Origin of the sequence: Maribacter sp. Hel_I_7, from assembly GCF_000688315.1 — a bacterium.
Classification (GTDB): Bacteria; Bacteroidota; Bacteroidia; order Flavobacteriales; family Flavobacteriaceae; genus Maribacter; species Maribacter stanieri.
The window spans coordinates 1660158-1685008 of sequence record NZ_JHZW01000002.1 but is presented as its reverse complement, the minus strand read 5'-3'; the positions used below and the strand labels follow the sequence as shown (position 1 = coordinate 1685008).

Annotated in this window: 22 protein-coding genes; 8 read left to right on the top strand and 14 right to left on the bottom strand. The window is 34.7% G+C overall.

The annotated features are described in order from the left end of the window. Positions 1-2: 2 nt before the first annotated feature. The 5 genes from P178_RS0108925 to P178_RS0108905 all read right to left on the bottom strand — a co-directional run bounded on the left by P178_RS0108925 (position 3) and on the right by P178_RS0108905 (position 8343). Positions 3-2420 (bottom strand): ABC transporter permease, encoded by a 2418-nt coding sequence (locus tag P178_RS0108925; RefSeq protein ID WP_027065906.1) that lies wholly within the window; start codon positions 2418-2420, stop codon positions 3-5. 56 nt (positions 2421-2476) lie between these two features. Beyond that, positions 2477-4825 (bottom strand): ABC transporter permease, encoded by a 2349-nt coding sequence (locus P178_RS0108920; protein ID WP_027065905.1) that lies wholly within the window; start codon positions 4823-4825, stop codon positions 2477-2479. A 104-nt stretch (positions 4826-4929) separates the two neighbouring features. Beyond that, entirely contained in the window at positions 4930-5625 is a 696-nt protein-coding gene (locus P178_RS0108915) for an ABC transporter ATP-binding protein (RefSeq protein ID WP_027065904.1), read from the bottom strand. A 64-nt stretch (positions 5626-5689) separates the two neighbouring features. Further along, positions 5690-6940 carry an efflux RND transporter periplasmic adaptor subunit gene (locus P178_RS0108910; RefSeq protein ID WP_027065903.1) on the bottom strand — a complete coding sequence of 417 codons (1251 nt, stop codon included), beginning with the start codon at positions 6938-6940 and terminating at the stop codon, positions 5690-5692. Between the two features lie 56 nt (positions 6941-6996). After that, the gene (locus P178_RS0108905; protein WP_027065902.1) at positions 6997-8343 is read right to left on the bottom strand and encodes a TolC family protein; all 1347 of its coding nucleotides are present in this window, start codon (positions 8341-8343) and stop codon (positions 6997-6999) included. A gap of 201 nt (positions 8344-8544) precedes the next feature. On the opposite strand from P178_RS0108905, the gene P178_RS0108900 reads away from it, so the two are divergent. After that, positions 8545-9909: a sigma-54-dependent transcriptional regulator gene (locus tag P178_RS0108900; protein WP_027065901.1), complete on the top strand. Its 1365-nt coding sequence runs from the start codon at positions 8545-8547 to the stop codon at positions 9907-9909. After that, positions 9906-11255 (top strand): sensor histidine kinase, encoded by a 1350-nt coding sequence (locus P178_RS0108895; RefSeq protein WP_231500521.1) that lies wholly within the window; start codon positions 9906-9908, stop codon positions 11253-11255. The genes P178_RS0108900 and P178_RS0108895 overlap by 4 nt, the downstream gene beginning before the upstream one ends. Positions 11256-11257: 2 nt before the next feature. Here P178_RS0108895 and P178_RS0108890 read toward each other — a convergent pair whose 3' ends face one another. From P178_RS0108890 to P178_RS0108870, 5 genes are read right to left on the bottom strand one after another with little or no spacing between them, the layout of a single operon-like run. Beyond that, positions 11258-11602 (bottom strand): MGMT family protein, encoded by a 345-nt coding sequence (locus P178_RS0108890; RefSeq protein ID WP_027065899.1) that lies wholly within the window; start codon positions 11600-11602, stop codon positions 11258-11260. 12 nt (positions 11603-11614) lie between these two features. Then, positions 11615-12241, bottom strand: coding sequence for a LysE family transporter (locus P178_RS0108885; RefSeq protein WP_027065898.1), 627 nt, complete (start codon positions 12239-12241; stop codon positions 11615-11617). 4 nt (positions 12242-12245) lie between these two features. Further along, positions 12246-12914, bottom strand: a complete 669-nt coding sequence (trmB, locus tag P178_RS0108880; protein WP_027065897.1) for a tRNA (guanosine(46)-N7)-methyltransferase TrmB — start codon at positions 12912-12914, stop codon at positions 12246-12248. A gap of 52 nt (positions 12915-12966) precedes the next feature. After that, complete coding sequence (locus P178_RS0108875; RefSeq protein WP_027065896.1) at positions 12967-14037, bottom strand: sensor histidine kinase; 1071 nt, start codon at positions 14035-14037, stop codon at positions 12967-12969. Then, positions 14038-14724 carry a response regulator transcription factor gene (locus tag P178_RS0108870; protein WP_027065895.1) on the bottom strand — a complete coding sequence of 229 codons (687 nt, stop codon included), beginning with the start codon at positions 14722-14724 and terminating at the stop codon, positions 14038-14040. A gap of 230 nt (positions 14725-14954) precedes the next feature. Between P178_RS0108870 and P178_RS0108865 the strand changes: the two genes are divergently transcribed. The 6 genes from P178_RS0108865 to P178_RS0108840 all read left to right on the top strand — a co-directional run bounded on the left by P178_RS0108865 (position 14955) and on the right by P178_RS0108840 (position 21945). Continuing rightward, entirely contained in the window at positions 14955-16247 is a 1293-nt protein-coding gene (locus P178_RS0108865; protein ID WP_027065894.1) for a hypothetical protein, read from the top strand. Between the two features lie 99 nt (positions 16248-16346). Then, positions 16347-19184, top strand: a complete 2838-nt coding sequence (locus tag P178_RS0108860; protein ID WP_027065893.1) for a TonB-dependent receptor — start codon at positions 16347-16349, stop codon at positions 19182-19184. A gap of 133 nt (positions 19185-19317) precedes the next feature. Next, the gene (locus P178_RS0108855) at positions 19318-19839 is read left to right on the top strand and encodes a hypothetical protein (RefSeq protein ID WP_155941601.1); all 522 of its coding nucleotides are present in this window, start codon (positions 19318-19320) and stop codon (positions 19837-19839) included. Between the two features lie 244 nt (positions 19840-20083). Then, the gene (locus tag P178_RS0108850) at positions 20084-20392 is read left to right on the top strand and encodes a T9SS type A sorting domain-containing protein (RefSeq protein ID WP_027065891.1); all 309 of its coding nucleotides are present in this window, start codon (positions 20084-20086) and stop codon (positions 20390-20392) included. A 176-nt stretch (positions 20393-20568) separates the two neighbouring features. Continuing rightward, a complete protein-coding gene (locus P178_RS0108845; RefSeq protein ID WP_027065890.1) occupies positions 20569-20892 on the top strand; it encodes a T9SS type A sorting domain-containing protein in 324 nt (107 codons plus the stop codon). A gap of 75 nt (positions 20893-20967) precedes the next feature. After that, positions 20968-21945: an acyltransferase gene (locus P178_RS0108840; RefSeq protein WP_027065889.1), complete on the top strand. Its 978-nt coding sequence runs from the start codon at positions 20968-20970 to the stop codon at positions 21943-21945. On the opposite strand, the gene P178_RS0108835 is transcribed toward P178_RS0108840, so the two are convergent. From P178_RS0108835 to tyrS, 4 genes are all read right to left on the bottom strand, one after another. Continuing rightward, entirely contained in the window at positions 21942-22391 is a 450-nt protein-coding gene (locus P178_RS0108835) for a hypothetical protein (RefSeq protein WP_027065888.1), read from the bottom strand. The two genes, P178_RS0108840 and P178_RS0108835, sit on opposite strands and share 4 nt — an antisense overlap. Before the next feature lie 68 nt (positions 22392-22459). Then, positions 22460-22993, bottom strand: coding sequence for a hypothetical protein (locus P178_RS0108830; protein WP_027065887.1), 534 nt, complete (start codon positions 22991-22993; stop codon positions 22460-22462). 80 nt (positions 22994-23073) lie between these two features. Then, entirely contained in the window at positions 23074-23460 is a 387-nt protein-coding gene (locus P178_RS0108825; protein WP_027065886.1) for a hypothetical protein, read from the bottom strand. A 49-nt stretch (positions 23461-23509) separates the two neighbouring features. Beyond that, complete coding sequence (gene tyrS, locus P178_RS0108820) at positions 23510-24802, bottom strand: tyrosine--tRNA ligase (protein ID WP_027065885.1); 1293 nt, start codon at positions 24800-24802, stop codon at positions 23510-23512. Between the last annotated feature and the right edge of the window lie 49 nt (positions 24803-24851).

Sequence of the window (24851 nt, the reverse complement as noted above, 5' to 3'; positions counted from 1 at the left end):
TCCTATTCGGACCTCAACCCTTTTAAAGGTTGTAAAAGTGCTGCGCCTATAGATTGGTAGCTTATCGTAATAATGGCAATAGTCAACGCAATACCCGAAGCAACCAAAAATATGCCCCACCCAATGGTAATATGATATGCAAAATCTTGAAGCCAACGGTTCATTAAATACCAACCTATAGGAATTGCTATGCAGATGGATATTAAAATCAGCTTCATAAAATCTAGCGTAAGTAATTGATAGATGCTTTTAAAAGGCGCACCTAGTACCAACCGAATACTGATTTCTTTTTTGCGTTGCTCTACCATAAAAGCAGATAATGCAAAGAGCCCTAAACATGCTACAAAAATGGCAAAGAGGGCAAAACTGTTGAAAATTTTTCCCATGCGCTGCACATCATCATGCATACGTGTAAACTCTTGATCTAAAAAGTTATAATTGATAGCTTGGTTTGGCACATTCTTATTCCAAACTCCTGTTATACTTGCCAATGCTTCATTAATATTTCCTTTATTCAACTTTATAGAAACGGCTCCGTTATCTTTTCCTATTACAAGCGATAATGAAGAAATATCTTCTTTTAAAGACTTAAAATGAAAATCATCTACAACTCCTATTATAGTAAATGCTTGTCCGTTATTATCAAGCTTTTTTCCTATTGGATCTGCTAACCCAAGCTCTTGCACCATTTTTGAATTGATTACAATGGAGTTAATTGAGTCTAAGGCAAATTCCTTTGAAAAATCTCTTCCTGCTTTTAGCTTTAATCCTAAGGTTTTTATATAATCATAATCAACTCTCCAAATTTGAGCAGGTATACCCCTACCTTCATTTCCCTCATTTGCTTTCCTAAACGTATTACCGTTTCTACTTGCACCATCTACCGGCAAATAATTGGTTACCGTTGCACTTTTTACTTGAGGTAATGCTAAAAGTTGCTCCTTAAAGGAATCCATGCGGTTGCGTAAAATTCCCGCCCCTTCAAGTACAACAACTTGCTCTTTATCATATCCTAATTCTTTTTTAAGTATATAGTCCATCTGCTGATAAATAATCAACGTACCAATAATTAAAATGACCGATGTAGTAAATTGAAAAACGACTAATCCACTTCTAAGTTTAGCACTTTTACCTCCTATGCTAAGACTGCCTTTTAATACATTAACCGGTTTGAAAGCCGATAAATAAAATGCAGGATATAACCCAGCAACAGCCCCAACCAATAGTGATGCAATTAAAAGTACTGGTAAAAACCACCATGCAGACCACGGCATTGCTATTGTCTTTGCAGCTATAGTATTGAACGATGGTAACAATGCCCATGCCAGCAATACACCCAACACAAATGAAATGATACTGAATAAGACTGATTCCGTTAGAAATTGAGCAACAAGATTAGGTTTAAAAGCACCAATGGTTTTTCTTAATCCCACTTCTTTAGCTCTATTGGCTGACTTTGCTGTTGATAGATTAATGAAGTTAATAACCGCTAACAATAACACAAACCCAGCAATGGCAGCAAATAACCATACAAAACGAATATCACCATGCTTTAACCCATCTGCCATCTTAATATCAGAATACAGATGAATATCGGTTATGGGTTGTAATTTGTATTCTATAGTTCTAAGTACCTCTATAAAATCTGGCGCACGACCTCTGTCTATTTGCGCGGGAATTACATAATCTTCAATTATCGAAAGCATCTTTTTTTCTAAATACGGAATATTGGTATTGGCATCTACCAAAACATAGGTGAAGTAGTTTTGATTCGTCCAACTCATACGCGTATCTTCTATTGGAAGCAGAAAATCAAAATTTAGGTGCGCGTTTTTCGGAACATCTCTCATGATACCCGTTACGGTATATGGCTTAGCCGAATCATCATCTAAAATAATGGTTTCGCCAATTGCTTTTCCATTTTTAAAATATTTGTCTGCCTTAGTTCTGGAGATGACTATGCTCTTAGGATTCGTAAGCGCTGTTGCCGTATTACCCTGCTCTAGTTGAATTTCTAAAATATCGAATGCCTCTTGATCGGCGAGTACAAAACCTTCTTCAAAATTATTCTGCACTTCGCCTTCTAAATGCATGGCGTGTTTACCAGCGCCAAATATTTCAATAGTATTTACCTTGCCCGCTTTTAAAATTTCTGGAAAATCGGCCTCTAATGCATCTGCCAAAGGCAATTGAAAATGGGTGCTTTTTACTTGCTCTCCATTAAACATGCCTTGCATGACTACCCTATAGATTTGATTTTTTTTCTCGTAATGTTGGTCATAGCTAACCTCATTTCTAATAAATAATGCGATTAATAAACAGGCAGCTATACCAACGGCAAAACCACCAATTTTAATGGTGGTGAAAAGCTTATCTTTTTTAATACTTCGCCATGCTGTTTTAATGTGATTTTTAAACATGATTCTCGTTTTTTGATGATTGATGATGTGGTGAAATTCACCTAATATTTTTTACTTCATTCTGTACGTAAACTTTTTACAGGGTTTGCTCTAGCTGCTTTTAAAGCTTGAAAACTTATGGTTAATAATGCAATGGCAATTGCAATTGTACCTGCTATAATAAAAGCCCAAGCGTTTATAGAAATTCTATATGCATAACCTTCTAGCCAATTTTGCATAAGTAACCATGCAATTGGACAGGCAATTACTATTGCGATAATGACCAACTTCATAAAATCTTTTGACAATAAGCCTACGATACCAGCAATACTTGATCCCAAAACTTTTCGGACTCCAATTTCTTTTCTACGTTGATCTGCAGTAAACGCAGATAACCCAAACAACCCTAAACAGGAAATAATAATTGCAAGTAATGCAAAGATTTGAGAAAGGCTTCCTATTAGTTTTTCGCTTTTAAATTTGGCGTTGTACGTATCGTCCACAAATTCATATTCAAAAGGAAATGCCGGATTGTGTTTTTTCAACACCGTTTCCATAGTTGACAATGCTGTTGTGGTTGCAATACCTTCCTTCGCTTTTACATATAAAAAACGTGCTTCATCATGATAGTTGAAAAATATCACCGGATCACTAGAGCCATACATATCGTCATATAAATAGTCTTTAACGACACCGATTACGGCGTAATCGTTCTCAATTGTTTTACCGACTGCGCTACCTGCACCCATTAGTTTTGCAAAAGACTCACTTACTATTAAATTAGTACTGTCTTTTAATGGATTATCACTAAACCCTCTACCTTCTAGAATTGTCATCCCAGTAGTTTTAAAAAAGTCAGCACTTATATATCGTGTAGAAACTAACACATCTTCTGTGTCAACTCCACCCTGCCATTCTAAACCAGATGTATTATTCCCGCCAGATAGAATATCTGAATTATTAAGCCCAATGCTCTCTAGCATACCAGATGCCTTCATGTCTTGTGCTATAGGATTGAAGTTCTTTATGATATCTCCCTTTACAGGTATCTTAACCAAGTTTTCTTTGTCGTACCCTAAATCTCTTCCTTTAACATGTTGAACTTGTTGATACACAATAATGGTACTAATAATAAAGACAATGGAAACCACAAACTGGGTAGCCACCAATCCTTTTCTGATAAATGGGGCACTACCTTTTGATATTCGCGAACCCTTTAATACATCTACCGGTTTAAAAGAAGACAGATAGAACGCCGGATACCATCCTGCAACTAATCCACAAACTAAAGTTATGCCTACTAAAGTCAAGATATGTACCGGACTCCCTAAACTTAAATCTAATTGCTTATCTATAAGTGTATTAAACTGCGGAATAAGAAGTTTTAATAATACTATGCTCAATGCTGCCGATAATGTTGCAGTAATCACTGCTTCTGCCATAAACTGAGACATGAGTCCTTTTCTACCTGAACCCAATACCTTTCGCACCCCAACTTCATTAGCTCTCTTTTCGCTTCGTGCAGTAGCTAAATTCATGAAATTGACACAGGCTATCAATAGTATAATAATTGCTATAAGACTGAACAGACGTACATATATAATTTGTCCTCCAACATTTTTTCCTCCTTCAAAATTTGATTTTAAATGCCAATCTTTCATTGGATGAAGAAAGGCGTACGCGTCATCCTCTTCGGTTTTTATAGGTAGTATTGCCTTCACCTTTTGGTTGACTATATCGAAATTTGCTTCGGGAGCAAGTTCAACAAACGTATCGGAAAAATTAGCTCCATACTCTAGCATCCAATCTTTACCAACAGCGAATCTTTCAAAAGGTGCAACCCAGTCAAAACTATAGGTTACATTACTTGGCAAATCTTCAAAAACTCCAGAGATAGTATAATTAGTATCATTATTAACCCTAAGAACTTTACCAACAACCGAGCTATTTTCACCATATAGTTGCGTAGCTGTTTGTTTTGATATTATAATTGCATCGACCTCATTAAAAGCAGTTTCCAAATTACCTTCCACAAAAGAAAGACTGAACATGCTCAAAAAATCAGGGTCTGCATACTTACCTTTTTTATTGATAGATTTATCATCTACCTGCAACAGTAAATCATCTCTTTTGGTTCTAGCCGCACCAACAATACCTGGTACTTCCGTTTTTAAAGCTTCTGCTAAAGGACCGGGAGTTGCTTGAAAAAAAGTTCGCCATTCACCATCATACTGCTGATTAGTTGGTACATAATAAATTACATCTTGCTTTGCGAAATTTTCGTCATAACCTACCTCATCTTCTACCCAAAGTAAAATCATAGCGGCACAGGTTATACCTATTGCCAGACCAAAAATATTGAGCATACTATACCCTTTATTTTTCCAGAGGTTTCGCCAAGCGATTTTGATGTAGTTCTTAAACATGATGTTCGTTTTTTGACTGATTAATTATATATCCTTGATTAAGGGATAAGTTTGGTTGGTTTGGTTTGTTGGCTGACTAATTGTTGATTGATGAATAAACTCCCTTACATCATGGCTCCAATTGCCCTGTTTTGACTTTCGGTAACAATTTGACCATCGAATAGATTTACAACTCTGTGTGCGTAGTGTGAATCTCTATCTGAGTGTGTAACCATTACTATAGTGGTTCCTTCTTGGTTCAATTCCGTTAATAAATTCATTACTTCAATTCCGTTTTTAGAATCTAGGTTACCCGTTGGCTCATCGGCTAAAATTAACTTCGGATTTGTTACAACCGCTCTAGAAATGGCAACACGTTGCTGCTGACCACCGGATAACTGTTGTGGAAAATGCTTTTCTCTATGCGCAATTTTCATACGCTCTAACACCTTCATCACTTTTTCTTTTCGTTCAGCCTTGCCCATTTTTAAATAGATTAAAGGCAATTCAACATTTTCATATACCGTTAGTTCATCTATAAGATTAAAGCTTTGAAAAACGAAACCTAAATTACCCTTACGTAACTGTGTACGTTGGCTTTCTTTTAAACCACCAACTTCATTACCGGCAAAATTGTAACTGCCATCTGTAGGATTATCTAGCATGCCTATGATATTCAGTAAGGTAGATTTACCACAACCTGAAGGTCCCATAATTGCTACAAACTCACCATCTTCCACTTTTAGGTTGACATTGTTCAACGCCAAGGTTTCTACTTCTTCTGTTCTAAAACTTTTTTTAAGATTCGTAATGGTTATCATTTTCGATTGATTTTAATTGTTATGTAAAAGACAGCGCTACACCGCCCTATGTGACAGTTTATTTCTATTTTAATACGATTCTTTCAGCTTCCCCGAAATTATCATAGTTACTTGTTATTACCTTTTCACCAGATTCCAAACCTTCTAAAACTTCATAGTATCTGGAATTCTGCTTTCCTATTCTTATATTTCTTTTAATAGCTTCTCCTCCATCCGTGTTAACTACAAAAATCCATTGTCCGCCAGTACTTTGAAAAAAGCTTCCTTTTGGTAATAAAAGTGCATCGTTAGATTCTCCTAATTGTAATTTAATGTTGTAGCTCTGACCTGATCTAATAGTTTCTGGTTTGTTATCGGTAAAAACTAAGTCCACCTTAAATCTCCCGTTTCTAACTTCAGGATAAACCTTTCTTAATCTCAATGGAAACTCAGCTCCGTTACGTTCTAAAACAGCTACTAAATCTCTTTTTACACGATCAATATAATGCTCATCAATATCTGCTTCAATTTTATAATCGGTCAAAACATTTATTTGACCTATACGCTGACCTTGTGCAATACTTTGCCCAATCTCAGCATCTAAAAATCCTAATTGACCATCTGCAGGAGCACGTACATTTAAGTGATCAAGTCTTTGATACACCATCCCCAAGGTCTTTTGCATACGGTCTAAATCTGTATCCAAACCTTTTAATGAGGTTGAACGCAACTCATCATCTTGTACGGTTTGCACTTTTATAATCTCATATTGCTTTTGAGACAATTCATAGTTTTCCTTTGACAATTGAAAAGCTTCCCTAGAAATTAATTCTTCATCAAACAACGCCTTGTTCTGCTCATAATTTCTCTTCAATCGTTGCAAATCTGTACTTGCGGTTGCCAATGATTTTCTACCTTCAACTTGTCTTGAATCGAAATTTAATTTTGTTGATCGCAAATCGTTTTGCTTCAATGCCAAATTACTTTCGCTTGCTAAAATCTGCTCGTACAAATTCATGTTTTCCAACTTTAGGATGATATCTCCCTTTTTTACCATGGCACCTTCTTCAATAAGTTTTTCACTTACCCTACCTCCTTCATAAGCATCCATATATATTGTGGCTATTGGCGCTACATTACCATTTATAGTAATGTAATCGTCAAATTTCCCAGCGGAAACCTCAGCTATTGACAGCTTGTCTTTTTCTGTTCTAAAGGTTGAAACAGAACTAGCAAACAATAATTGATACCCCACAAATAGTAGTAAAACCCCTAATGCGATGTAACCGTAATGTTTCGGTTTAAGACCTTTTTTCTTTTCTAATTTTATATCCATCTTATTCTTAATTCGTTGTTCGTTTTTGGTTAATCGTTAATCGCAGAGCTCCATTTCTAATTGATATCAAAAACTGGCAGACCTCTGTAAAAATCTAACGTACTCTTGTTTATTTCTGACCTTAATTTTACTTGTAAATTTTCATTTTGGGCACTCGCATATAAATTCTTGGCTGTAAAAAGTTCTAAGGCATTTATCAATCCTTTTTCATATCGCTTTTGGGCAATGGTAAATGCTAAATTCTGCGCGTCCATTTTCTGGTTACTCTGTATTAACTCTACCTCAAGTGAGTTATAGTCTTGTACCAATTGCTGTATTGCCTGAAACAATTCTTGCTCTTGTGTCTTTAAGTTATTCTCTGCACGAAGCTTTTCTATTTTAGATTGTTTTACCCTAGATCTTGCAGACCACCCGTTACTAATAGGTACATTTAAATTTACACCTATATATTGTGAAGTATTGTCTCTAAACTGCTCTCTAAATGGTAACGTATTACCTAAGGTATCTCTTGTGGTTTCAAAATAACCTGTACCTATACCAGCAAAAAATGATAAAGAAGGATATAGCCTACCTCTTGATACTGCTACCTGTTTTTTAGCCGCTTTAGCTCTAAATTCCTGTGCTTTTATCATTGGCAAAAATGCTCTTGCTTCGGTATAAATAGAATCAGATTTCATTTCTTCACTTTCAAAATTAGATACTTCTTCTTGCAGGTCTTTTTGAATTGCTATTTCTGATGTATTCTCTAAATTCATTTCTTGAATTAAGGTCAGTTTTGCAGATGCCAATTGATTATTGCTTTGCGTTACGTTCAATTTATCGGTCAATAACAAAGATTCTGCCTCATATAAATCTGCACCCGCTTTTAAACCCAATTCTACCTGCTTCTCTACCAAGTTATAGTTGGATTGCGATACAATTAATTGCTCTTTAGATATTTCTACTAATCCTTCAAAAAATTGGATATCATAAAAAGCTTGCATTACCCTAAATGCCAAAAGATATTTTTGTTGCAATACTTCTTCTTGGGTTGCTTTAAATAAAAATTTTGATGCTTTTATCGAGTTGATTTTTTGAAATCCCTGAAACAGATCAATCGAAGATTCTAGAGAATAGTTATTAGAATAAAAGTCTTGATTTACAAACGTTCCCGTATTAGGATCTTCTGCTCTACCGTAGCTAATTAAATAACTAGAAGATGCATTTACAGATGGTAACAGGTTACGAACAGATTGTCTATATGTCTCTCTATTGCCTTGGTTAGTATATTCGAAGTCGTTTAACTGTAAATTATGCTCTAAAGCATAAGTGACACACTCATCTAATGTCCAAGTTTCTTGTGCAATAATAGATCCCCAAATGGAGCATATTAAAAATGTCGCTATTTTAAATTTTTGATTCATTTCTTAATTGGTATGCCATTCTCTATACTATATGCGTGCCACAACTTTAATTTATTGGTTTACAGTATTTTACATATTCTAAAAATTATTTTTAATAGCATCAGTGTAAAAATGTTGTACAGATAATGTCAAATATTTTTACACTGACATGAAAATACGAACTTCTCTATGTAGATTTAGAAGAGTTAATAGAATGTTGCCATGATCGATGCTAAAATACTTGTTGTAGATGATACCAAAAGTGTATTGAGTGCTTTAGAGATATTATTACAGTTTGAATACAAAAGTGTTCAAACCATTTCTAACCCCAATCTACTTACCTCATTCCCCAACCTAAAAGAGATTGATATCATATTATTGGATATGAATTTTTCTGCGGGAGTAAATACCGGTAATGAAGGATTGTATTGGCTACGTGAGATAAAAAAGAAAGCTTCGCACATATCAGTAATAATGATGACCGCTTATGGCGCAGTTGAACTTGCGGTAGAAGCTATTAAAGAAGGGGCTACCGATTTTGTATTAAAACCTTGGAATAACGAACGACTGTTAACTACCGTAAAATCTGCATACGAGCTTAGAAAATCCCAGAAAGAAGTTCAGCATTTAAAACAAAAAGAGAATAACCTTAAACAGGTAATTAACCAGAATACAAATTACATTATCGGTAATTCTAAAGCACTAAACGGTGTATTGAGTCTTGTGCAAAAGGTTGCCAAAACTGATGTAAACATTTTAGTTACCGGCGAAAATGGAACCGGAAAAGAATTAATTGCTAGAGAACTTCATAAATCATCCGTCAGAAATAATGAGGTCTTCATCTCGGTAGATATGGGATCTATCTCAGAAAATTTGTTTGAAAGTGAATTATTTGGTCATGTTAAGGGTTCATTTACCGATGCCAAAGAGGACCGAGCAGGAAAATTTGAAGCTGCTAACGGCGGAACGTTATTCTTAGATGAGATTGGAAACCTTTCACTGCAAATGCAGGCTAAACTCCTCTCTGTGATACAAAACAGAGTTGTGGTTCGTGTTGGCTCAAATAAACCTATTGCTGTTGACATACGTTTAATATGTGCCACCAATTGTAATTTAGACCAAATGGTAGCAGAGGGACTCTTTCGGGAGGATCTTTTATATAGAATAAACACCATACAAGTACAAGTACCGGCATTAAGGGAACGTGATAATGATGTTCTGGTGCTATCCGATTTCTTTTTAAAGAAATTCGCTAATAAATATGGAAAGCCCAGTTTGAAAATTAACCAAACAGCGCAAGAAAAATTAATGAGCTATGCCTGGCCTGGCAATGTAAGGGAGCTTTTGCATACTATGGAACGAGCCGTAATACTTTCTGAAGGAAATGTACTAAAACCAACAGATTTCCTGTTGGAATCCAAAACGACCATGACCATGGAAAACGGTCCGAAAACCCTTGAAGAAATGGAACTGGTTATGATTACAAAAGCCCTTAACGATAATGATGGTAATTACAGTGCCGCTGCCGATCAATTAGGTATTTCAAGACAGACGCTTTACAATAAACTTAAAAAATCGGGTAAATGATGGTTAGCAAAAGTATATACTACCAACTTGTTTTTAGAATTATTCTAATAGCTGTTTGTGCCCTTTTAACCGCATTCCTATTTGCAAAAGAGCATTATCTACTCGCCATCATATTAACCCTTGTTTTTATTGGACAAACTTACGGACTCATACATTACGTTAACCAGACTAACAGGAAAATAGCTTACTTTTTTGATGCTATAAAGAATGAAGATTTTACCTTACGTTTTCCTGAAAAACTAAGTATAAAATCTATTGAAGAGCTGAATCATAGCTTAAACATGTTGAATAACATGATTCAAGATATTCACGTAAAAAAACAAGCTCAAGAACAGTATTATCAAGAAATATTAAGACAGGCAGATATTGGTATTTTTACCATCAATGAAAAAGGACATATTCTTTATGCTAACCCAACTGTTCAAAACCTACTTAATTACAGACCACTCAACCACATAAAACAATTGAAACAAATAGACCCAAATCTTTATGGTCTTTTTGAATCTTTAAAGCCTTTTGAAAGTACCTTATATTCCTTAGGCAATGAGCGGGGCAAAAAAGAACTGACCCTAAAATGCACCCCTATTTCTATTGAAGGAAAGCAATTATTATTAGTGATTGTTCACGATATTCAAAAAGAACTGGACGACAAAGAAACAGATTCTTGGGTAAAACTAATACGTGTTTTAACCCATGAAATCATGAATACCATTACACCTATTACTTCAATATCCGAATCCATATTAAAATATTTCAAAAAAGGAAACCAGCTTTCTACTCCCGAGGAATTTGGTGAACTACAGATAAAAAATTCCGCAAAGGGTCTTGAGGTAATTAAAGAACAGGGTAATGATTTAATGAGCTTTGTACAGTCATACAGAACTTTTTTAAGTGTGCCAGATCCAGATCGTGAATTGATACCTGCGAGCAAGATTTTAGAAAAGGTTCGTCTTTTACTACAAGAATATACCAATGGTCATAACATCATTTTAGAGGTCTCTTCTGATCCAGAAGATTTAGAGCTATATATAGATGAAAAGCAGCTTACACAAATACTCCTAAACCTAGGTAAAAATGCTCAACAAGCTTTAGAAGGACAAGATGAGGGTAAAATCATCATTAAAGCAGGAGAAGGACCTGACGGGAAAAAATATATTACAGTAACAGATAATGGACCCGGAATTTCACCTGAACTTATAGATGAAATATTTGTTCCGTTTTTTACAACCAAAAATACCGGAACAGGAATCGGGTTGAGCTTAAGCAAACAAATTATGCGTTTGCACGGTGGTTCGATCCGAGTAGTATCTAATGAAAAGACAACGTTTACGCTGACATTTCAATAGCACTATAATTCCGCCTTGAGCTCTGTAAATGGGTCCCAAAAGTAGTTTTCTAATTGTACTATTTGCAGGTCTTTTATTACTACGCCCTCACCTTCTAACAGTTGTTGCATGAGGTTAGTCCCATCAAAATGATGTTTACCAGTAAGAAGTCCGGCTTTGTTAACCACTCTATGCGCAGGAATATCATCCATGTTATGTGATGCATTCATAGCCCAACCTACCATTCTTGCACTACGGGCCGCACCTAAATATTTAGCGATAGCACCATAGGAAGTCACTCGACCTTCCGGTATTAATCGCGCTACCTGATATACTCTTTCAAAGAAATTCTCATTTTCAGGTTTCATCGTATTCTTTCGTTAATTAAACAACCTAAAAGCAGTGATTACAAAAAGAAGTACCATTAATCCACTTAAAATATAGTTACTGTTCTTAGTGAAGGATTTTGTTTTATGCTCCCACTTATTAAAGTAAATAACATAAACATACATTGCCAAAAATGTACCACTACCTGCAGCCAGAATAAATAAAACTTCATCAACTATTCTGTAGGTCATGATACCTTGCGAATGAAAAACGGTATTTAAGCCACTGTAATACGGAATTGCCAAAAGATTAATTAGCGCTAAAAATACCCCTTTAGAAAAGCTATTTCGCTTCTTTGCCTCTACTATTATAAAAGGCTTTTTAACTTGTTTTCTACCCTTAATAAAAAAGAATATAGCCAACGCAAAAAACACCAATAATGCTGTTTGTAATAGCAACTCTACAATATGCTGGTTTCTAGATATGAGTTTAGCTATACGTACTGCAACATAAGTTTGTAACATTACGGCAAGTGCCACGCCTAACGCAAATATTAATCCGTTAGCCTTCCCTTTTTCTACACTTGTTTTAGCAGCATTTAAATTAAGTAGGCCTGGTGGCAACGATGCAAAAAAAGCAGCCCCAAACGTAAAAACAAATAAGATTGGCAATTGTTGCATTAAATCAATTTACCTTGAACCTAATAAAAGTAATAGGCTTTCCTTTTTCAAGATACTGATTTTCATAGAAAGTCTGTATTTCTAAGACCTCTTTAGGGCTACCTTCATTGTTATACACATCATGGTTGGCATAAAGTACCTCTAAACCTAGACCGTGTAGCAACCCTAAGGTATACCCATGCATAAACTCGCTATCCGTTTTAAGATTAACCGTTCCTTCAGGTTTTAACACTTGTTTGTACCGTTCTAAAAATGTAGCATTGGTCATACGGTGTTTGGTACGCTTATATTTTATTTGTGGGTCTGGGAAGGTGATCCAAATTTCAGACACTTCCTCTTTTCCAAAAAGATGATCAACCAATTCTATCTGAGTTCGAATAAAACATACATTTGGTAAATCTCCTTCAACAGCTTCTTTAGCTCCTTTCCAGAAACGGGCGCCTTTTATATCAATACCAATAAAATTCTTATTTGGAAATTTCTTTGCCAATCCAACGGTATACTCGCCTTTACCACAACCCAATTCCAATACAATAGGGTTGTCGTTTTTGAAATGGGTATTCCATTTTCCTTTCAACGGAAAACCGTTTACCACTTCATCCCTAGTTGGTTGAATTACGTTTGAAAACGTTTCGTTTTCCTGAAATCTTTTTAACTTATTCTTACTTCCCACAATTATCACTTATAAACTGCGGCAAATCTAAGAAAAAAGAGAGGGTTAGCGTTTATAGTACTTCTTCTATTTGAACGATACTTTTCTCTAAAGTAAAAGAAAACTCCGAACCTACCTCTACAGCGCTTTCCACATATATTTTTTCTCCGTGGGCTTCAATGACATGTTTTACAATGGCAAGACCTAATCCAGAACCGCCTTCACGGCGACTACCACTTTGATCTACCCTATAAAAACGTTCAAAAAGCCTTGGTATATGAACCGCTGGTATGCCTTCACCATTATCCGTCACCCTTACAATAACCTTATTCTTTACTAAATTTTCAACACTTACCTCTGTAGTACCATTCTCATTTCCATACTTTATAGAGTTCACTAATAAGTTAGTAAGCACTTGTTGTATTTTCTCTTTATCGGCAAAAACCAAAATCGGTTTCGGATAAGCAATATCGAATGTTAACGTAATATTTTTTTTATCGGCTTTCATCTCCAACAAATCAAATACACTTTGAATTAGCTCTACAATATTAAAAGTTTGCTTTTCTAACCTAAGATCCCCCACCTCTAATTTAGTAATGAGGTCAAGGTCTTTAACAATGTATATTAAACGATCTACCGCTTTATTTGCGCGAAATATGTATTTCTTTCTTACGTTTTTATCATCGATTGCACCATCTAATAAAGTCTCTAAATACCCTTGAACAGTGAACAATGGAGTCTTTAATTCATGAGAAACGTTCCCTAAAAAATCTTTACGGTACTCTTCCCTAATTTTTAAAGTATCTATTTCTATTTTCTTATCCTTGGCAAATTTTTCAATTTCAGCTGTCAATGTTCGCATATCTGTCATAACAGGATACGATGGTATCGTTGAAGATTCCAACAGCTCTACCTCATCATAGATTTTTTTAATACGCATGTAGATAAACTTCTCTATCCTTACCTGTAAAGTGACAAAAGAAATAATGAAAAAGGTAATTGCAGCCAATATTAAAACCCACCAATTTATGGTACTAAATTGCCATTGCAATACTGACAATATAAGTGTGCCAATAATTACTATATAGAGTGATGAGCGAAATGCAAAACGATATGATTTTCTAGAACGAACTGGAGCTGCCATTTAAAGAACAAACTTATATCCTACTCCCTTTACAGTTTTAAAATGGTCCTCTCCTATTTTTTCACGAAGTTTTCTAATGTGTACATCTATTGTACGACCACCAACAACAACTTCATTACCCCAAACTTTGTCAAGAATTACTTCTCTCTTAAATACTTTACTTGGCTTAGAAGTCAATAAGGCAAGAAGTTCAAACTCTTTTCTAGGTAAAATGATTTCTACACCTTTCTTAATAATTTTATACTCCTCTCTATTAATGACAATATCACCCACCTTGGTAATATCTTCTTGAGTATTTTCGTCATTTTTAACACGTCTAAGAAGTGCGTTTACTTTACTCACCAATACTTTTGGCTTTATAGGCTTAGTAATGTAATCATCTGCACCTGCATCAAAACCGGCTACTTGAGAATAATCTTCCCCTCTAGCTGTCAGAAAGGTAATAATAGAACTTTCCATACCAGGGGTTCTTCTTAGAATCTCGCAGGCTTCTATACCATCCATTTCTGGCATCATTACATCTAGTATAATAAGGTGCGGTAATTTCTTTTTTGCTTTTGCAACACCATCGGCACCATTCTTAGCTGTATAAACATCATACCCTTCCGCAGATAAATTATAGGCTACAATCTCTAGGATGTCTGGTTCATCATCAACTAAAAGTATCCTAATGTCCTTCTTTTTCATGGTTTTCAAATTAGATTGATTCGCTCAAAAGTAAAGATAATACTCTTACAGCAACGTCACTTAACATTGATTTAATGTAGTAACGTTTAGGTAACATTAACAAAATAAATGTTTAACACCTAGCTAACTCGAACATTACAACCCTTCTCTTTCTTTGCCGTGCAATAAAATTGTACGTGTCAAGAACACAATTACCAACCTAGTTAAATTAATAAATTTAAAAAGAAAAGATGAAAAAAATTATTTGGTCACTTGCTACAGTAACTGCTATAATCGCTGCAGCATCTTGTGAAAAAGAAACAGTTGTAGAAATTGAAAAAGAAGTTATCGTTGTAGATACAGTTACAACTGAAACTGAAGTTCAAACAACAATTACAGTTAGTGATGACATTACAACCGATGTTACTTGGACAGCTGACAAAATAGTTACTTTAGATGGTAGAGTTTTTGTAACTGAAGGAGCTACATTAACTATTGAGCCAGGTACAATTATTAAGGCTAACGCAGGGTCAGGTGTTAACGCTTCTGTATTAATAGTAACAAGAGGTAGTAAAATTGAAGCCGTAGGAACTGCTACAGCACCAATTATCTTTACATCTTCTGCTGATAACATTGAATTAGGTGAAACTGCCGGTACTAACCTTGATCAAAACGATCGTGGTCTTTGGGGTGGTTTAATTATATTAGGTAATGCACCTGCTTCTTTTGATGGTGATGCTGAATCTGCTCAAATCGAAGGAGTTCCTACAGATACTGACGGTGATAAAGGATTATACGGTGGATCTGATTCTGCTGATGATTCAGGTACTTTACAGTACATCTCTATTCGCCATGGTGGTGCTTTGATTGGTGAAGGAAACGAAATAAACGGTCTTACTTTAGGTGCCGTTGGTACTGGAACAACTGTTGACAACATTGAAGTTGTTGGTAATGTTGATGATGGTGTTGAATTCTTTGGTGGAAGCGTAAACGCTACAAACTTATTTGTATGGGCACAAGGTGATGACGGTCTTGATATTGACCAAGCTTACTCTGGTACTATTGATAATGCAGTCGTTATACAAGGGGGTATTTCTGATCACGCTTTAGAAATTGATGGTCCAGAAGGTTCTTTACAAGGTGGCTTTACTTTAACAAACGCTACTTTAATTGGTTTAACCGATAACGTTGAGAATGGAGAAATCGCAGATTACCGTTCAAACGCACAAGGTACTAGCAACAATATATTAGTAACTAATTTCACAGGAGTAGGTACTGATTTACAACTTTCTGATATTGAATTAGACAACGAAGGTGTTGCTGCTAATTATACTGCAGGTTCACTAGTATTTACCAACTGGGAAATTGTATTACCAGAAGGTGTTACTGCTTCTTCTGAAGTTTTTAATGACACTACAGACAGTACAACTTTTGAAGCTGATGCAACAACTTTCTCATCTGCTGTAACAGAAGGAACTGTTGGTGCTGATACATCTGCTTTTTCTTGGACTTACGCTAACACAAAAGCTAGCTTAGGTTTCTAATTATAAATACAAATAATAGTTACACATAATAATTGCTCGTCCTAAGATAATTTTTAGGCGAGCAATTTATTTCTTTTTAACATTTTCAACTCATTACTTATGAAACTCAAGTTATTATTAATTTTACTCATCACTTTTTCCGCTCAAATAATATCTGCGCAAGAGGGTATTATATCAGGAACTGTGAACGACGGTGAATTTAATGACGTTCTGCCTTTTGCTAACATTCTTATTAAAGGAACTACAAAAGGTACCACATCAGATTTTGATGGAAAATATGTTCTAGACGTAGAGCCAGGCACATACACCGTTACTTTTTCGTATTTAGGATACGAAACAAAAGAAGTAGCAGAAGTAATCGTTGCACCTGGTGCAGATCAAATAATAGATATTACATTAAACCCGCTTGCCAATGCGCTAGACGAAGTTGTGGTTACTACCACAGTTAGTAAAAACACAGAAGCTTCCGTGTTAAACCTACAAAAGAATTCGGTAGCATTATTAGATGGTTTATCCATACAAAGCATTAAAAAATCTGGTGCTAGCGATATTGCAAGTGCTATTAAATCGGTACCTGGTGTATCTGTACAAGGCGGTAAATTCGTTTACGTTCGTGGTTTAGGTGACCGTTACACTAAATCCATTTTAAATGGTGTAGATGTACCTGGTCTTGATCCAGATAGAAACACACTTCAATTAGATATTTTCCCTACCAATATATTAGATAATATTATTGTTGTTAAATCTGCAACCGCAGATCAACCTGCAGATTTTACAGGTGGTGTGGTTGATATTGTTACTAAAGATTTCCCATCAAGAGCAGAGTACAGTTTCTCTGCTGGTTTAGGTTATAACTCTAGCATGCACTTTAAGGACAATTACCTTAGCTATGATGGTAGTCCAACAGATGCATTAGGTTTTGATAATGGTCAAAGAGATTTAGCAATACCACAAAATATAGAAACTCCTTTACCTGTTGTAGACGGTAATAGATCTGCTGCCTTAACAAGATTATTGGAACCAAATCTAAAAGCACTAGAAAATCAAAGTGGTGCAGATTTCAATATTGGTTTTACAGCTGGCAACCAATACGACCTTAATGAAGATGGAACTAAAAAAATAGGTTACTTAGCCTCTCTTACGTATAAAAACAGTACTGATTTCTACGAAGATGCTGTTAGCGGACAAGTATTTAGAAAACAAGATCAAGACAAATCTGTTCTTGAGCTAACCGATGATAGAACACAATCTGGTAATATTGGTGTTAACAACGTACTTATTAGTGGGCTTGCAGGTATTTCATTAAAAAGCCTTCAGTCTAAATACAAGTTGAATGTATTACATATACAAAATGGAGAATCTGGTGCTTCATATATTAGACAAGATAATTTTAATGTAAACTCTAATACTATTTTCAAAGATGTATTAACGTATACACAACGTTCTATTACCAACATTTTATTAAATGGTGAACACACGAACGAAGATGCTTCTTGGAAAGTTTCTTGGAAAGTTTCGCCAACATTCTCTAAAATCTATGATAAGGATTTGAGAACGACTCCATTTAGATTTGAGCCAGAAACTGGAAACTTTACTATTTCTCCTAGTGAATCTGGAGACCCTAGTAGAATTTGGAGGGACTTAGAAGAATACAATGTTGCTAGTAAATTAGATCTTACAAGAAAGCATCAATTATTTGGTAGAGATGCAAAACTTAAATTTGGTGGTGCGTTTACTATTAAAGAAAGAGACTTTGTTGTTAATCAATTCTCGACACCTATACAATCACAAGCAGGAAACTATAGTTTAAATTTTGAAGGTAATGCAGATTTAGTTTTAGCTCCTGAAAATATTTATGATCCTGAAACAAGAGAAGGTACTTATGTAAGACGTGATTCTAATATATCTGATTCTTTCAACTCTCAAATTACAGTTGGTGCAGGTTATGTTGGCGATGAATTTAAACTATCTGATAGGTTTAACGCAATTGTTGGTGTAAGATTTGAAAAGTTTGACCTACGTTACTCAGGTGAAAACCAAGATGGTGAAGTTTTTGACAATCAAACAATTTTAGATAAAGCAGATTTCTTCCCTTCTGCCAACTTTATCTACGAACTAAACGAAGAAGCTAATAAAAAAATAAGAGCTTCGTTTTCTAGTACTACAGCAAGACCTTCTTTTAAAGAAGCATCTAACGCACAAATCTTTGACCCTGTATCAAGTACTTTCTTTATCGGTAATATTGATATTCAACCAACCTATATCAATAACTATGATATAAGATTTGAAGCTTATGGTGAAGGAACGAATTTCTTTGCGATCAGTGGTTTTGCCAAAACTTTTGATGATCCTATTGAACTTACGTTTATTAGAGAAGCTAGAGGGCAATTTATTCCTTTAAACTTAGGTGATGCCAAGGTATTTGGTGCTGAATTGGAATATAGAAGAAATATGGGCTTTATTCCAGGATGGGAAAATTTCAATTTCAATGCTAATATTTCTGTTATTGAATCTCAGCAAACATACAGTGAAGATGAAGAAGCAGCAAGAATCGATAACTTAAGAACAGGTGAAACATTAGATGATACGAGACAATTACAAGGGCAGTCTCCTTTACTTTTAAATGTTGGGTTTAGCTACGATAATAATGACAATGGATGGCAAGGTGGTATCGTTTACAATGTTCAAGGTAAAACTTTAGAGATTGTAGGTAACGGCGATATTCCAGATGTTTACACGCTACCCTTCCACAACTTAAAAATGAACTTAAGTAAAGAATTCGGTAAAGAAAATTCTAGTAAAATAACTTTAAAGTTTGAAAACATTATCAATGATGATATTGAGAGTGTTTATCAATCTTTTGGAGCTCAAGACCAAGTTTATTCTTCTAGATATCCAGGACAAGCTATTTCTTTAGGATATAGCTACCAGTTCTAAAATCTTTAAAATTCAGTATCCAAAAGCCCGCAATTTGCGGGCTTTTTTTATTCTTAATAACCTATAACCATTTGATAACATTTAGCTCATAATAGATGTGGGATTATATCTTAATTTTAGTAAGAATCTTAATATGATGAAAAAAATTACCTTTTTTTTAGCTAGCTTTATTATGGTCATTTTAGCTTCTTGCTCAAAAGAAGAAAATATAGACGAGTCTACATCTGATGAAATATTAAAACCGATTTCTAATGATGATGCATTTCTAATTCCTTCAGGAACACAAATCGTAAAAGACTCATTGCAATTTACATTGAAACTAAAAGATTTTGATCTGGAAATCGATTTTAATGAAATTCACTCAATATCTTTGTTTTTTAAAGACCCCATTTTAAATGAAATGAAACCTTTAGCTTATATCGATTTAGAGAGGGACTATCGCATATCCTACGAAGGAGGAAGCGACCTTGAGGAATTAGACTATACTATTTATATTGAAAATGCTGACGGAACCGATTATTTTGGTTCAAGTTTCGAACTTAAAAACCTGACGATTATAGGCTTAAATATTTCCAAAATTAGAGATATCCCTACAGGAACTTTAGATTATAGAGATTTTGATCAGTTAGTTAATTATTTTAATCTTCACGATTAATTCTACTCTTAATTTTTTTAATAAAAGCCCGCAAATTTGCGGGCTTTTTAAATTCAAAAAATTCTTACAAGCATAGACTACACGCTACTAAAATCAGTAGAAAAAGCGTAGTTAAAGTCATAAAAAGTGCATTTCATCGATCTTTTTGCATTTCATCGATCTTTTTACAATATCCACTCTTACAAAAACTAAAAGGAGTGTTAAATTCATATATTTGTGGCATAGCATTTGTAACCAGCTATATATGAAGCAACTTTACCTAATCATCTTCTTTTTTGTTATTTCCTTCAGCTATGGGCAAAGTTCTCAAAGCAATGGAGATATTGATGGTTTTAGTATGTACCCAAATCCGGTTACCACAGGTAAAGTCTATATTTCTACAAACCTTAATGCTCCGAAAGAAATTTTCATTTATGATGTTTTCGGTACATTACTACTAAAGACTACGATCTTAGGCAAAGAATTGAACTTATCAAATTTAGATGCTGGGGTTTACGTATTACGTGTTCTTGAAAAAAACAAGATGTGTACACGTAAATTAATTATCAAGTAATAGAATCACCATTTTTTATCTTACTTCTTAAAATCCTTATCGGTTAAATACACATTTTCCCGACGAATAACTTCGCCTATCTCATTGACCTACATAATCTTAGGTTTCACAACATTTTCGGTATCCTAGTAACACTTATATATACCTTTGAAGTGTTGATCCCAAATCAATAAAAAATGAAGAAAATCTACTTTATGCTATTTATGGTAGTATCTGTTGGGCTATATGCCCAAGACACCATAGATATCAACAACCTACGTAACGATGAAATTGCCGGTTTTAAATTATATCCAAATCCAACAATTGCAGATGTTGTTTATGTAACAACACAGTTAAACAACCTAAAAGAAGTTAAGGTATACGATGTTTTCGGTGAATTAGTGCTGACCGAAAAATTGTCTACAAAGGCAATGAATATTTCCCGCCTATCCCCTGGTGTGTATGTTGTGCAAGTAACCGAAAACGGTAAATCAATAACCCGCAAGCTTGTTATCAAATAAATATCCTACTTAATTTCTATCCAAAACCATTAAAATAATTTGGTTCAGTACCTTTGTCATAATCGGTAAGAACCAATGGAAAATAATGCAATTTTTGATATTCGCACAAAGAGGGATTTTTTAACTCAAGCACTGCGTATTTTCAAGTTTCAATACACCAATAATTCCGTCTACCAATCATTTTGCAAACTTTTAAATGTTGACCCAGATGCGGTTCTTACTTTAGAGCAAATTCCATTTTTACCTATAGAATTTTTTAAGTCTAAAGAAGTTCTAAGTACTACCACCTTACCAGAAATAACTTTTACCAGTAGTGGAACAACCGGGAGTGAAACAAGTAAACACTTCGTTACCGACCTAAGTATATACGAACAAAGCTATTTAAAAGCTTTTAATCACTTTTATGGAGATATTAGCGACTATTGTGTTCTTGCGCTATTACCTTCATACCTAGAGCGCACAGGTTCTTCCCTAATTTACATGGTTGAAGATTTAATTAAAAAATCTAATCACCCAAAGAGTGGTTTCTTTTTAAATGAATATGAACAACTTCAGGAATTGATACTTGAACTCCAAGAAACCAATACTAAAATATTGATTATCGGAGTTTCTTTTGCCTTACTTGAATTTACCGAAAAGTATCAACTATCCTTAAAAGATGCTGTTATTATGGAAACGGGCGGTATGAAAGGTCGCCGAAAGGAAATTGTACGACAAGAGTTACATCAATTATTATCACAGGGTTTCGGAGTGCAACAAATACATTCAGAATACGGAATGACAGAGCTTTTGTCACAAGCCTATTCTAAGGGAAAAGGCGCATTCGACTGTCCTAATTGGATGAAAATTCTAGTTCGAGATACCGAAGACCCACTTACCTATTTAAACACTGGAAAATCTGGCGGAATAAATGTTATAGACTTGGCGAATATTAATTCTTGCTCATTTATAGCAACTCAAGATTTAGGTAAAATGAACCAAGATGGCACTTTTGAAATTATTGGAAGATTTGATAATTCTGATATTAGAGGATGTAATTTAATGGTGCTTTAGTTTTTACTTAAAGAGTAATCTAATCCAGGACCATCACAAGCCATCCATAAGCTTGAAATCATTGTAGATGTTCTGTACATTAAAAGTTCTTTAGCATCGCCTGTACAATTGCCTGCTAGCTCTTTTCCCGTTTCAAAAGTAAGTTCTAAGTAATGATTAGCATCATCATCATATTCAATTACCTCAAAACTACCTGTAGCTTCAAAAATTAACCCATCTATAGTTCTTGACTTTAAGAAAGTGCCCTCAGGCGAAAAGATATAATACTCTTGCCATTCCATTTCTTCTCCTGTTGTTTCAGAATTTTGAAAGCTCCCTGACATTTGCACCAATTCCCATTTCTGTTCAGAAAAAACGAACTGAGTAGAAGCTAAACCGAAGTCATCATAACTAGAACAGGATGCAAGAAATATCAGATATAGAAATAAAACGGCATATTTTTTCATAATACAAAGCCTTTTATGTATTTACAAGATACCTAACCGTTAAATAGTTGCGTTAAGCCGATCTTAAATTAAAGCCCTAAAATTTTAGCATCTACAAAGAATGTAGAATTAACCTCTAATTCATGATCTGTACTCATTAATTCATCAGTAACGGTATTCAATCGCAAGCTGAATTCATCTTTCTTTATGTACTCTTTCAAATCTGTATCTGAGGTATCTAAAGTAATGACATTACCTGCATCTTCTGGCACTTCATCCAAATTTGCAATTAGAATTTCTTCTAAACCATCTGCCGATATATACACTTCTATAGAATTTAGAAAGCTGAAATCTGCTTCTTCTGGCGAAATCATAACCAACTCTAAATCTGTTAATTTAATTTCTTCGATTAAGTCTTTTCTGGTGTCATTTACAGCAAAAGTAGATTCCGAATTAGTTTCCATTTCTGGGGTAAAAACGTCAAACGGTAAATTAATTCCTGTAGATGATGGTATGGTAGCGCGTTGGCTATACTCCATATCAAACTTTGTCAATTCATCTATTTTATCGCAAGCAATAAACAATACAAGTAAACAGATAAAGGAAATATACTTTTTAAACATAATTTGGGGGTTTATGCTAGAAAACGTAATATGAACAAATTTATTCTAAGGGAATAGAAACATTCCCCCTTAAAACTGTCTTATCGTACAAAAATATAGGTTACCTCATCATCAGAAATCTCTGGACTATCTTCATAAGTAAGTGTGAGTTGCGAACCTTTAACTTCAAAACGAAACACCTTACCATCTGAAAAATTTATACGATTTGCTTGCCCTCCGTAAAAATGCTCTCCATTTTCCCTAAAAAAAGCATACTCGCTTTCATGGGTAACAGTTACCATACTTCTTTCAGTATTAAAGTCGATTTTGGTTAACGAAAAATCTATGTCAGGTTCAAAACCACAATAGCAAACTACATTAGAGAGTACCCATTCACCCTTTACAGCTTCATCTTCAATTACGCGATCATCATCTGAATTACAACTTAAAAACAGTAATGAAAAAACAATTAACAATCTCAATTTCATTATATTACAATTTTAAATAAGAGTGCACAACAAGCTCAAAAGTTGTTTTTTAGTTAAACACCAATACAAAATAATTTTTCTTACCTCTTTGTAATAGCACAAATTTATCGTTAATTAAATCATTAGCTGTAATTAAAAAGTCTTCTTTTACTTTCTCTTTATTTACCGAAATCGAGTTCTGCTTCAACTCTCTTCTTGCCTCACCATTAGAACCTAAGAAGTTCGTTTTTGCCGCTAATGCCCCAATCATATCAAGACCATCTGTTAATTCTTCTTTTGAAAGTTCTGCTTGTGGCACACCTTCAAAAATGTCTAAAAATGTCTTCTCGTTCAACCCTTTTAAATCTGACGCTGTTGATTTACCAAACAAGATTTCACTAGCTTTTACCGCATTGTCCAAATCATCTTGTGAGTGAACCATAACCGTAATCTCGTCTGCCAATCTCTTTTGTAAAAGTCTTAAATGTGGTGCTTCTTTATGTTGTTTTATTAAGTCTTCAATTTCTTGTTGACCTAAAAATGTAAAAATCTTAATGTATTTATCGGCATCTTCATCTGATGTGTTCAACCAATATTGGTAGAATTTATAAGGTGATGTTCTTTCTGCATCTAACCAAACATTACCTCCTTCGGTCTTACCGAATTTTGTTCCATCGGCTTTTGTAATTAACGGACATGTAAGGGCATACCCTTTACCACCGGCAATTCTTCTTATTAATTCTGTACCAGTAGTAATATTACCCCATTGATCGCTACCCCCCATTTGAAGGCTACAGTTATGTTGTCTGTATAAGTGAAGAAAATCATACCCTTGCACTAATTGATAGGTAAACTCAGTAAATGACATACCTTCTTTGGCTTCTGAAGAAAGTCGTTTTTTTACAGAGTCTTTAGACATCATGTAATTAACCGTAATGTGCTTACCTACATCTCTAATAAATTCTAGAAATGAGAAATCTTTCATCCAGTCATAATTGTTGACCAAAACCGCAGCATTATCATCACTACCACTAAAATCCAAGAAACGAGATAATTGTTCTTTCAATGCATTTTGATTGTGACGCAGTGTTTTTTCGTCAAGTAAATTACGTTCTGCAGATTTACCTGAAGGATCACCGATCATACCTGTAGCACCACCAATTAAAGCATATGGCTTGTGACCAGCTAATTGAAAATGGCGAAGCATCATTACCCCTACCAAATGACCTATATGTAAAGAATCTGCTGTTGGATCTATACCTACATAAGCAGACTGCATACCTTCTAATAAATGCTCTTCTGTTCCTGGCATTGCATCATGCAACATTCCACGCCACTGTAACTCCTTGACAAAATTTGTCATCTCTTCCTGAATTTTAATTGAAATGCAAATATAAATGGAATTCCTACCA